Genomic DNA, 11,497 nt, shown 5'->3' with positions numbered 1-11,497 from the left:
ATGCGCGTCCTGTCATCTGTTGCCGCCTTGTCGCTGGGCCTGGTCATCTCGACCGGGGCCTTCGCCGTGACTGGCGAAGAGGGGCAACTGATCGATTCGATCAATGCCTACCGCAGCAAGGCCCAGCCTTGCGGTGGCGAAGCGTCGCTGGAGCTTCCCCCCCTCAACAGCGACACCCGCCTGGCATTATCCCCCGAGGGCACCCGCGACTTGCAGCAGGCCATGACCCGCGCTGCCTACCCGATGGTCAACGTGCAGGCGATCAGCCTCTCGGGCCCGCGTGATGCACAAGCGGCCATGCATGCCATCGAAGAAAGTTTCTGCCAAGTGGTGCTCGACCCGCAGTTCGTCGATATCGGCGTCAGCCAGGAAGGACGCGACTGGCGCATCGTCCTCGCCCGCCCGTTGCTCAGCGGGCGCCTGGGTGACTGGCAAGCCGAGGGGCAGAAGGTGCTGCAGGAAATCAACGCTGCGCGCAAGTTGCCGCGCCAGTGCGGCGGCCAGCCCTTTGCTGGCGCCCCGGCGCTGACCTGGAATACCACCTTGGCCGGCGTGGCCGCCGACCACACCCGGGCCATGGCCAACCAGAACTTCTTCGACCACATCGACAAGGACGGCCGTACCCCCGGCGATCGGGCGGAGTTGGCCGGTTACCTGTATCAGCAGGTCGGCGAGAACATCGCTGCCGGCCGCGACAGCGCGCACAAGGTAGTCGACGGATGGCTGGCCAGCCCTGGGCATTGCGCTACGTTGATGAACCCTGATTTCCGCGAGTTGGGGGCCGCCTATGCGGTGGACCCGAAGAGTGATGCCGGTATCTACTGGACGGCCTTGTTCGGTACCCCGCAATAAGCACCTGAACAGCCTGGGCGGCCTCAGCCAGCAGCCGCCCCGCTGCGCAGTTGCAACGCCGTACAGCCAAACCGCCGCCGCACGCACTTGCCCAGGTGGCTGGCATCGCCCAACCCGACTTCATCGGCAATCTGCGCCAGGCTGTGGCTGGAATTGAGCAACCGCCAGCGCGCCTGCTGCAAGCGCATTTCCAGCCACCAGGCCTTGGCGCTCATGCCCTGGCTGGCCTGAAACTGGCGATCGAGCTGCCGACGGCTGATGCACAGCTCTGCCGCCAGGTGCTCGACCGACAACGGTGAGCCCAGGTGATGGCGCATCAACGCCAGTGCGCGTTGCACCTGCCGCCCCTGCCCTGCCCCCTGCTCCAGCGAGCGCAACGCGTGGCGGCTATCGCGCGTTTCGTCCACCAGCATGTCGGCCAGGCCCTTCAGCGCTCGGGCCCGCCCACAGGCGCGCGACAACAGTTCCACGGCCAGGTCGATGGCCGCCGTCCCCCCAGCGCAGGTGATGCGCCCGCCTTGAATGCAATAAAGCTGATCGCGCAGGACCTTCAGATGAGGGAACGCGGCACGGAACTCAGCCTCATGCCGCCAGTGGACCACCACATCGTGCCCCTCCAGCAGGCCGCACGCGGCCAGTAGAAACGCCGCGTTATCGACACCCACCAGCTTGACGCCCGCCTTGGCGGCCCGTTTCAGCAAGCCCTTGTAAGACGGTGCCAGCTCGGCGGTGGCCATGGCATTGCGGCCGCCAAACAGCACCAGGTAATCGTACGGGTGCAGGTCGAGCTGTTCGGCGATGGCCTCTACTTGCACCACCACGCCACTGCTGGCGGCCACCGGCTCGCGGGTCAGTCCTGCCAGGGTCCAGCTGCAGTAGCGCTGACGGCTGTAGTCTTCGTCATCGGCGCTGAAGCGGAGCTTGTCGAGAAACGCCCCGAACGGCAGCAAGGCGAATTCTGGCAGCGGCACGATCAGCAGGCGGATATCAGGGGGCATCGCAGGGCGTCCAGATCAAACCATCGAATGTCCAGATAATACCCTCTAAAAACGTCGTCGTAGCCTAGACTGGCGCCCTGTGAATCTACAAGGCATTGCCCATGGCACTCGACACTTGGCTTATCTACCTGCTGGCCAGCATTGGCCTGTCGCTGACCCCAGGCCCTAACAGTTTGCTGGCCTTGACCCACGGTGCACTGTATGGCGCGCGCCGCACCCTGTTCACCATCGTTGGCGGGGTATTCGGCTTCAGCGCCCTGATCGCCCTGGCGATGTTCGGCCTCAGTGCGTTGCTGCGAACCTCTGCATCGGTGCTTGGCATCCTCAAGTGGGTGGGTGGCGCCTACCTGGTCTGGCTGGGTGTGCAGCTGTGGCGCAGCCCGGCGCTGCACCTGGAGGTGACCCCGCAGACCCCACGCTTGAGCAATGCGAGCCTGTTCCGTCAGGGGCTGCTGTCGGCCATGGCCAACCCCAAGGTGCTGTTGTTCTATGGTGCGTTCCTGCCGCAGTTCCTCGACCCCCAACGGGGGCTGTTGCTGCAGTTCGTGGTGATGGCGGCGACCTTTGCCAGCGTGGAGTTTGTGGTCGAGTACCTGCTGGCACGGCTGGCATTTCGCATTCGGCCCTGGCTGGCCAAAGGCGGGAAAGGGTTCAATCGCTGCTGCGGGACATTGTTCGCCGTGATTGGCGTGGCGTTGCCCCTTGGCCGCTGAGTGACCGTTTGTAGGAGCGGCCTTGCGTCGCGAAAGGGCTGCGCAGCGGCCCCGACAATCTATGCGGCGAAGCTGAAATCTAGGGCCGCTACGCGCCCCTTTCGCGACGCAAGGCCGCTCCTACCAACCCCGCCGGGCCTGGATGAGGAACACAATCAACGCCACCCCAGGCAACCCGGCGCCCACCAGCGCTACCCCCTGCCAGCCGAACTCGGCAAACAGCGCACTGGCCACCGCCGAGCCCAACGCCCCGCCCAGAAAGATGCTGGTCATGTACACCGCGTTCAGCCGCCCACGGCTTGCCGGGTCCAGGGCATACACTTCACGCTGGCCTATGACCATGTTCATCTGTACCGCGAAGTCCAACAGCACGCCTGTCAGTGCAAGGCCGATCACGCTGAAGCCAGGCGAAGTCAGCCCGATCAACAGCGCCACCGGCGCCAGCAGCAAGGCCGCCAGCGAACCGGCACGGGCATGCCCGGCATCGGCCAGGCGGCCGGCCAAGGGCGCGGCCACGGCGCCCACCGCACCGACCAGGGCAAACAGCGCGATCTGGCTCTGCGACAGGCCGTATTCCCCTACCAACGCCAGTGGCACCGCGGTCCAGTACAGGCTGAAGGCCGCGAACATCAATGCCTGATACAGCGAACGCTGACGCAGCACCGGATAACGGCGCAGCAGCGCGATCAGCGACATCATCAGCGCGGCATAGCTGGCCTTGTGCTCGGGCACTCGCCGCGGCAGGGTCAGGGCCAGCAGCACGATGATCGCCAGCATCACCCCCGCCGCGCCGATGAACACGGTTCGCCAGCCGAAGTGGTCGGCCACCAGGCTCGACAACGGCCGTGCCAGCAGAATGCCCAACAGCAACCCGCCCATGATGTTGCCGACCACACGCCCACGCTGCTGCTCGGGTGCCAGGTGCGCCGCCAGCGGGATCAGCATCTGCACCGCCACCGAACTGAACCCGATCAACAGCGCATAGCCCAGAAACAGCTGGCCCTGGCCACTGCCGCTGGTGCCTGCCAACAGCAGGCTGATACAGGCCAGCACCGCAGTGGCGATCATCAGCCGGCGGTTTTCCAGCAGGTCGGCCAGCGGTACCAGCAACAGCAGGCCCAGCGCGTAACCCAGCTGGGTGAGGGAAACGATCAGGCTGGCATGCTCGTTGGAAAGCCCCAGGTCTGGCGCGATCAGCCCGACGATGGGCTGGGCATAGTAGATATTCGCGACGATGGCGCCGCAACAAAACGCCAGCAGTGTCACCAGGGCCCGGCTCAGGCCGATGACCGAGGGCTGCTCTGCAGCTAGGGAGGGGTTCATGCGATGTGCCTCGACAAGGGACGGAATATGCCGCACACCTTACCCAGGCGTGCCGCAGGCGAGAATCCGGCCAGCACGCAACAGGGCTTTGCACCCTGCGCAACGCTGGTGTTTCAGGGGGCCAGCAAGCCTTCACAGAAGCCGATGAACGCCTGCACCCGACGCGAGCCGCGGTGGTTGGGCAAGTACAACGCATTGATCCTGTCATTGGCGGTGCCGGGGCTGACCTGCCAATCAGCGAACACGCGCTGCAGCGCGCCGCCAGCCACATCCTCACGCACCAGCCAGTCGGCCAGCAGGGCAATCCCGCTACCCGCCAGCGCGGCTTCACGCAACAGGTCGGCATTGGCGCTGCGCAGCGGCCCGCTCACGTCCAGCTCCAGCACCTGCTGCCCGCGGGACAGGCGCCAGGGGCGAGCTTTTTGCCCATAGCGAAAACGCAGGCAGGCGTGCTCCATCAACTGTTGCGGGTGGGCCAGCGTTTCGCGACCGCTCAGGTAGGCGGGGCTGGCCACCAGCCAACGCTCGAACCGACCCAGAGGGCGGCAAACCAGCTCATCATTCGGCGCAGGGTCGCCCAGGCGGATCGACAGGTCGTAACGGCCATCGAGCAAGTCATCCAGGCGATCGCTCAGGTCGATGTCCAGCTCCAGGGCCGGGTGCCTGGCCAGAAACGCCCCCAGGTGCGGCGCGATCACCCGGCGCCCGAATTCCACCGGCAGGCACAGGCGCAGCACGCCGACCGGCTCCTCGCCCCGGTCGGCGACACTGGCATCGGCTTCGTCCAACGCTTCGAAGATGCCCCGGGCACGCGCGTAGTAGCGGGCGCCCGCCTCGGTCAGGCTGACCTGGCGGGTGGAGCGGTTCAACAAGGTCGCCCCAAGCTCCGCCTCCAGGGCATCGACCAGGCGTGTCACCGACGATGTCGCCAGCCCGAGCTTGCGCGCTGCTGCAGAAAACCCCTGAGCATCGACGGTCGCCGCGAACATCTTCATGGCCAGGAGTTTGTCCATTTTTCGTCCATCGTTGAAAACTCGGAACGGTCCTACAATCTAGTGGGCGGGTCAAGAAGCGCGCTGCCCGGCAATCACGTCCATAGTGGAAGCACCTCCCTTTGAACGAGATGACACATGGTGCCCCTCAACGTGCTCAACCCCCTCCCGCCCTGCGACCCAACCTCTGCCGAGCGGGTCGACGAGCTGCTCAGCCGCCCCGGTGTGCGGATAGAGCGCATTGTCTCGAGCGGCCAATGCAGCCCGCCGGGGTACTGGTACGACCAGGCCGAAGGTGAATGGATCGTGCTGCTGAGCGGCGCAGCCGGCCTGCGCTTCGAGCATGAAAACCATACCCGGCTGCTGGAGCCCGGCGATTGCCTGGACATCCCGGCGCATTACCGCCACCGCGTGGAATGGACCGCACCCGGTACCCCGACTGTCTGGCTCGCGGTGTTCTACAGCAGCACCAACCCGTGGCCCGACTGAGGCTGTTCGATGCAATCGGGGCCTGCAGGTGCTGCAGGCTTTCGCGGGCAGCGACTCGACCAAAGTATGAGTACCGATTGCATAGCCCACATGAACGCCTTGTTTACTGCAATTTTCAGCGCCTGATCTAGACTTTTGCCGACACCTTGGCAAGTTCAGCCCTGCGACAATCAGCCTCACAAAACTTTGTACTAACTTGTTAATTAGCTTGCTAAGGGCTTAAACTGCGCACATTCCACCTGCTGAGATCCCTGGCATGAAAGAAACGCCGCGCGCCTCTGGCGCCACAAACCTCATTCTGGTCGGCCTGGGCGTCATCGTCGCCCTGCTCGGCCTGCTCCTGGCCGCTGGCGGCATCAAACTGGCCGGCCTCGGCGGCTCCTGGTACTTCCTCATCGGCGGCCTGGCCATGGCCATCGCCGGTATCCTCATCGCCCGTCGCAAGGTCGCCGGCGCCTGGCTGTATGCTGTATTCCTGGTCGGCACCGCGATCTGGGCACTGATCGACGCGGGCCTGGTGTTCTGGCCGCTGTTCTCCCGCGTGTTCATGTTCGCCGCGATCGGTATGGTGGTGGCGCTGGTCTACCCGCTGCTGGTCCGCGCCAACGGCGGCACCACCGGGCGTGGCGCCTACGGCATCGCCGGTGTGCTGGCGGTGGCGCTGGTGGTTGCTGCAGGCAACATGTTCGTCGCCCACCCAAGCGTAGCCCCTACCGGCAAAGGCCCTGGCATGACCCCGGTCGAAGCGGGCAAGGAGCAGAAGGACTGGGCCCACTACGGCAACACCGAAGGTGGCAGCCGCTTCGCTGCGCTCGACCAGATCAACCGTGACAACGTCAACAAGCTGAAGGTGGCCTGGACCTACCACACCGGTGACGTCGCCATCAGTGACGGCAACGGCGCCGAGGACCAGCTGACCCCGCTGCAGGTTGGCAACAAGGTGTTCATCTGCACCCCGCACAACAACCTGATCGCACTCGACGCCGACACCGGCAAAGAGCTGTGGAAGAACGCAATCAACGCCCAGTCCAAGGTCTGGCAGCGTTGCCGCGGCATGGCCTACTTCGACGCAACCGCGCCGCTGGCCCAACCGACCCAGCCGAACAGCTCGCCGATTGCCGCAGCCACTGTGGCGGCCGGTGCCAACTGCCAGCGCCGCTTGCTCACCAACACCATCGACGGCCGCCTGATTGCAGTCGACGCCGACACCGGTGAGTTCTGCCAGGGCTTCGGCAACAACGGCCAGGTCAACCTCATGGCCGGCCTGGGTGACGTGCCGGACTCCTTCTACCAACTGTCGTCCGCGCCGCTGATGGCCGGTACCACCGTGGTGGTTGGCGGTCGCGTTGCCGATAACGTCCAGACCGACATGCCAGGCGGCGTGATCCGTGGCTTCGACGTCATCACCGGGGCCATGCGCTGGGCCTTCGACCCAGGCAACCCGGAAGACCGCAACGCCCCGGCCGACGGCAGCAGCTACGTGCGCAGCACCCCGAACAGCTGGGCACCGATGTCCTACGACCCGGCCATGAACACCGTGTTCCTGCCGATGGGTTCGTCGTCCACCGACATCTATGGCGTTGAACGCAACACGCTGGATCACACTTACGGTGCGTCGGTACTGGCGCTGGATGCGACCACCGGCAATCAGAAATGGGTTTACCAGACCGTGCACAACGACCTCTGGGATTTTGACCTGCCGATGCAGCCAAGCCTGATCGACTTCACCAAGGACGACGGCAAGACCGTGCCTGCGGTGGTGATCGGTACCAAGGCCGGGCAGATCTACGTACTTGACCGTGCCACCGGCAAACCGCTGACCCAGGTCGACGAAGTACCGGTCAAACCGAGCAACATCCCCAATGAGCCGTACTCCCCGACCCAGCCGAAATCGGTAGGCATGCCGCAGATCGGCGCGCAGACCCTGACCGAATCGGACATGTGGGGCGCTACCCCGTATGACCAGCTGCTGTGCCGCATCGACTTCAAGAAAATGCGCTACGACGGCCTGTACACCGCGCCAGGCACCGACCTGTCGCTGAGCTTCCCGGGCTCGCTGGGTGGCATGAACTGGGGCAGCATTTCCACCGACCCGGTACATGGTTTCATCTTCGTCAACGACATGCGCCTGGGCCTGTGGATCCAGATGATCCCGTCGCAGAACAAAGGCGATGCCGCTTCGGGTGGCGAAGCACTGAACACCGGCATGGGCGCCGTACCCCTCAAGGGCACGCCTTATGCGGTGAACAAGAACCGCTTCCTGTCGGTTGCCGGCATCCCCTGCCAGGCACCGCCGTTCGGCACCCTCACCGCCGTCGACATGAAAACCCGTCAGATCGCCTGGCAGGTACCGGTCGGCACCGTCGAGGACACCGGCCCGCTGGGTATCCGCATGCACCTGCCGATCAAGATCGGCCTGCCCACCCTGGGCGGCACGCTGTCGACCCAAGGCGGCCTGGTGTTCATCGCCGGCACCCAGGACTTCTACCTGCGCGCCTACGACAGCAGCAACGGTAATGAAGTGTGGAAGGCCCGCCTGCCGGTGGGTAGCCAGGGTGGCCCAATGACCTACGTTTCGCCGAAAACCGGCAAGCAGTATGTGGTGATCACCGCCGGTGGCGCGCGTCAGTCGACTGACCGTGGCGACTACGTGATTTCTTACGCACTGCCATAAACCGCGTCATCCCCCTCGCTGGCAAGCCGGCTCCACAGGCCCTACACGGAACCTGTGGGGGCCGGCTTGCCAGCGATGAGGCCCTGAAAGATCAATCGAGACCCCGCAATGCCATCCGCAATTCGCATCACGTCTTCCCTGCTGCTTGCCCTGGCCAGCACCAGCGCCCTCGCCGACGGCGACCTCATGAACCGTAGCACTATGACCGGTGACTGGGGTGGCCTGCGCCATCAGCTCGAAGAAGACGGCGTCAAGTTCACCGGCGACTACAGCGGTGAAACCGCCTACAACGCCCACGGTGGCCTGCACCGTTCGGCCCGTTACTCGCAGAACCTCAAGCTAGGCGTGCAGTTCGACCTGTCGAAACTGTATGGCCTGGAGAACGGCGGCAAGGTTCAGCTGACCATCAACGACCGCCGCGGCAACAGTGCCTCGGAAGACCTGGTGGGCAACCGCCTGCCGATCCAGGAGAACTTCGGTGGCCTGTACACCCGCCTGACCGAACTGAGCTACGAGCGCACCCTGTTCACCCCGGTCCTCAACGTCAAGCTGGGCTACATGGCCATGGGCAACGACCTCGGCGGCCTGGACAGCGGCATTCTGTGCAACTTCATGAACGCCGGTTTCTGCGGACACCCGCTGAACATGTCCGGCGGCAGCGGCTGGACCAACTACCCCAACGCGCACCTGGGCGTGCGGGTCAAATACGACCTGTCGCCGTCCTGGCAGCTGCGGGTGGCGGCGTTCAACGTCGACCCCGAAAGCAACGGCAACTCCAGCCGTGCCTGGCACCTGGGGCCCAAGCACACCACAGGCACCGTGGTGCCGGTGGAGCTGGTGTATAAACTGCAAGGCGAGCTGCCAGGCGAGTACAAGCTGGGCTACTACTACGACAGCTCCGATGTAAAACGTATCGACAGCGACAAGGAAGTGTCCGGCCGTGGCGGCCATTACCTGCTGATCGACCAGGCCGTGTGGAACGACCAGGGCTCGCCGGGCCGCAGCCTGCATGCCTTTGGCCAGTACTCGGCATCGAGCAAGGCCGCTTCGCCGTTCACCAAGTGGTATGGCGCCGGCGTGGTGCTGTACAAACCGTTCGAAGGCCGCCCGCGCGATACCGTGGCCCTGGGCTATGGCCGCGCCGTGCCTAACCCGCGCAGCCGCGATGTGTTGGAAGACGCCGCGTTCGACGCAGGCCAGCAGTTCCCGGACATCGACAGCGCCGAACAGTTGATCGAACTGAGCTACGGCTACCAGGCCACCCCTTGGCTGAACCTGCGGCCGGATGTGCAGTACATCATCGAGCCTGGGGCGTTTTCGGGCAAAGCCATCGACAATGCGTTGGTCGTCGGTTTGCAGGTCAAGGCGACGTTCTGACCTTCAATGGCAGTGGAATCCTGGGGCCGCAACGCGGCCCCCGTTTTTCAGCCCTGCCGCAGGTAATCCACCAGCCGCAGCAACATGGCATCACACCCCTGCAACTGCTCGACACTGACAAACTCGTCCGGCTTGTGACCCTGCTCCATACTGCCAGGCCCGCAGACCACCGTCGGGATTCCAGCCTGATCGAACAGGCCGCCTTCGGTACCGAACGCTACCGTGCCGAACGCTTGCGAACCACTGAGCAACGCCACCAGCTGCGCCGCCTCGCTGTCAGCCGGCGTGGCCAGCCCCGGGTAGGCACTGAGTGCTTGCAGGCGGATATCGGCGCCCGCGTTGACGGCGCGCATGCGCGGCAGCAACTCAGCCTCGGCGTAGCCCTGCAACTGGTCAGCCACGCCTTGCGCGTCGAAGCCCGGCAAGGCGCGCACCTCGAAGTCGAACTCGCACTCCTCGGGCACGATGTTCAGCGCCCTGCCCCCCTTGATCACGCCGGTCTGCACCGTGGAGAACGGCGGATCGAAACGCGCGTCATGCTGCTCGGGCTGCGCCAGCCCCTCACCCATCTCGCCCAGCTTGCCGATCAGGCGCGCCGCATACTCGATGGCATTCACCCCATAAGGCGCATAGGCCGAATGGCAGGCCGCGCCATGGACCTGGCAACGCATGGCCAGCTTGCCCTTGTGGCCTAGCACCGGCTTGAGCTCGGTCGGCTCGCCAATCAGGCACAGCCGCGGTTTATGGGGCCGCTGTTCAAGCGCCGCGAGCATCGAACGTACCCCCAGGCAACCGACTTCTTCGTCATAGGAGAACGCCAGGTGCAGCGGCATACGCAAAGGCCGCGCGAGAAACGCCGGGACCGCCGCCAGCACCGAGGCAATGAAGCCCTTCATGTCCGCAGCGCCGCGCCCGTACAAGCGCCCATCACGTTCGCTCAGGGCAAACGGCTCGACCGTCCAGGCCTGGCCGTCCACCGGTACCACGTCGGTGTGCCCCGACAGCACCACACCGCCCACGTCCTGCGGGCCGATGGTGGCAAACAGGTTGGCCTTGGTGCCTTCGGCGTTATGGAACAACTCGCACTCCACGCCAAGACCCGCCAGGTAGTCAGCGATGAAGCCGATCAGCGCCAGGTTGGAATCGCGGCTGACCGTGGCAAAGCCGATCAGCCGGGCAAGCAGCGCGCGGCTGGCGAACTCACTCATTCCCCGGTACCCCGTAGCTTGGCGCTGCCGTAGGGTCGAGGGCGCGGGTCACGTAGTCCTGCATCTGAGGGCGATAGGCCTGCCACAGGCCATCCAGTTGACCGATCGGGTCCTCATCGGCCCAGTCGACACGCAGGTCCACCAAGGGCCAGGTCAGCTCCCCGGCAATCTTCAATGCCGCAGAGTGCACAGGGCCGGCCTCGCCCCCCGCCGCCATGGCCGCGTGCATGGCCGCCAGCAGGCGGTCGGCCAGATGCCCCTCGGCCTGTTCGAAGGCGTGCACCATGGCCTCGATCACCTGCCGGGAAGACAGCAAGTTACCGGCCGCAGCGCACTGCTCGCCCGCCACGGCATCATGTACACCCAGGGCCTGCTTGCCGGTGAACAGCGCGACCTGGCCATGGCTGTCGATCACCGTGACCTGGCGGTATTCGCTCCAGCCGTTGGCATTGAGCACCCGGTCCAGCGCGGCAGGCGGCAGCTGCCCCTGCTCCAGGGCATCGAGCAGCTGCGGCCCGAGGGCCGGCAAGGTGATGTTCTGGGTCGCGACCGCCCCCACACCTGCACGCACCCAGGGGCAGCGTGCCCCTACCGCAATGCTCGACGAACTGATGGCGATACCGACCTGGCCGGTTTCCTGGCAGCGACCGATGATGGAGAAAGTCATGTCATGGCTCCTGTTGTTCTGTCCAATGCACGCCATTCTGGGTGGAAGCATCCAGCACGCGAAACGACCTTTTTCCGAGGGCTTGAGCAGGAAAAAACTAAGCCCCTCGCCCGCGCTGCGAAAAACCGCCAAAACACCGCTGCAAGCCACGCGAATCAAGGCCTTCGCCGTTTTATCGGCAAGCACCAGCTAAATACTATTTTC

11 protein-coding genes are annotated in these 11,497 nt (G+C 64.9%); 6 read left to right on the top strand and 5 right to left on the bottom strand.

Annotated elements, in window-relative coordinates; all coding sequences use genetic code 11:
- The gene (locus tag DJ563_RS05200) at positions 1–852 is read left to right on the top strand and encodes a CAP domain-containing protein (protein WP_186660437.1); all 852 of its coding nucleotides are present in this window, start codon (positions 1–3) and stop codon (positions 850–852) included.
- A gap of 23 nt (positions 853–875) precedes the next feature.
- Here the strand turns inward: DJ563_RS05200 and DJ563_RS05195 are convergent, their stop codons facing one another.
- Positions 876–1,850 (bottom strand): GlxA family transcriptional regulator, encoded by a 975-nt coding sequence (locus DJ563_RS05195; RefSeq protein ID WP_434518953.1) that lies wholly within the window; start codon positions 1,848–1,850, stop codon positions 876–878.
- 101 nt (positions 1,851–1,951) lie between these two features.
- Between DJ563_RS05195 and DJ563_RS05190 the strand changes: the two genes are divergently transcribed.
- The gene (locus DJ563_RS05190; protein WP_434518952.1) at positions 1,952–2,563 is read left to right on the top strand and encodes a LysE family translocator; all 612 of its coding nucleotides are present in this window, start codon (positions 1,952–1,954) and stop codon (positions 2,561–2,563) included.
- Between the two features lie 120 nt (positions 2,564–2,683).
- Here DJ563_RS05190 and DJ563_RS05185 read toward each other — a convergent pair whose 3' ends face one another.
- The gene (locus DJ563_RS05185; RefSeq protein ID WP_434518951.1) at positions 2,684–3,886 is read right to left on the bottom strand and encodes an MFS transporter; all 1,203 of its coding nucleotides are present in this window, start codon (positions 3,884–3,886) and stop codon (positions 2,684–2,686) included.
- Positions 3,887–3,999: 113 nt separating this feature from the next.
- Complete coding sequence (locus tag DJ563_RS05180) at positions 4,000–4,899, bottom strand: LysR family transcriptional regulator (RefSeq protein ID WP_339469510.1); 900 nt, start codon at positions 4,897–4,899, stop codon at positions 4,000–4,002.
- Between the two features lie 117 nt (positions 4,900–5,016).
- Between DJ563_RS05180 and DJ563_RS05175 the strand changes: the two genes are divergently transcribed.
- From DJ563_RS05175 to DJ563_RS05165, 3 genes are all read left to right on the top strand, one after another.
- Positions 5,017–5,367, top strand: a complete 351-nt coding sequence (locus DJ563_RS05175; RefSeq protein ID WP_274099663.1) for a cupin domain-containing protein — start codon at positions 5,017–5,019, stop codon at positions 5,365–5,367.
- 256 nt (positions 5,368–5,623) lie between these two features.
- Positions 5,624–8,041 (top strand): glucose/quinate/shikimate family membrane-bound PQQ-dependent dehydrogenase, encoded by a 2,418-nt coding sequence (locus tag DJ563_RS05170; RefSeq protein WP_274099662.1) that lies wholly within the window; start codon positions 5,624–5,626, stop codon positions 8,039–8,041.
- A 108-nt stretch (positions 8,042–8,149) separates the two neighbouring features.
- Positions 8,150–9,418, top strand: coding sequence for a carbohydrate porin (locus DJ563_RS05165; RefSeq protein WP_434518950.1), 1,269 nt, complete (start codon positions 8,150–8,152; stop codon positions 9,416–9,418).
- Positions 9,419–9,465: 47 nt separating this feature from the next.
- On the opposite strand, the gene argE is transcribed toward DJ563_RS05165, so the two are convergent.
- Entirely contained in the window at positions 9,466–10,626 is a 1,161-nt protein-coding gene (gene argE / locus DJ563_RS05160; RefSeq protein ID WP_274099660.1) for an acetylornithine deacetylase, read from the bottom strand.
- Positions 10,619–11,293, bottom strand: a complete 675-nt coding sequence (locus tag DJ563_RS05155; RefSeq protein ID WP_033697421.1) for a DUF1028 domain-containing protein — start codon at positions 11,291–11,293, stop codon at positions 10,619–10,621. The genes argE and DJ563_RS05155 overlap by 8 nt, the downstream gene beginning before the upstream one ends.
- Here DJ563_RS05155 and DJ563_RS05150 point away from each other — a divergent pair.
- Positions 11,292–11,486: a hypothetical protein gene (locus DJ563_RS05150; RefSeq protein ID WP_152604624.1), complete on the top strand. Its 195-nt coding sequence runs from the start codon at positions 11,292–11,294 to the stop codon at positions 11,484–11,486. The genes DJ563_RS05155 and DJ563_RS05150 overlap by 2 nt on opposite strands.
- The last annotated feature ends 11 nt before the right edge of the window (positions 11,487–11,497 follow it).

Origin of the sequence: Pseudomonas sp. NFX1 (assembly GCF_051123555.1) — a bacterium.
GTDB classification, from domain to species: Bacteria; Pseudomonadota; Gammaproteobacteria; order Pseudomonadales; family Pseudomonadaceae; genus Aquipseudomonas; species Aquipseudomonas capeferrum.
This window is presented reverse-complemented; position numbering and strand designations above follow the sequence as displayed.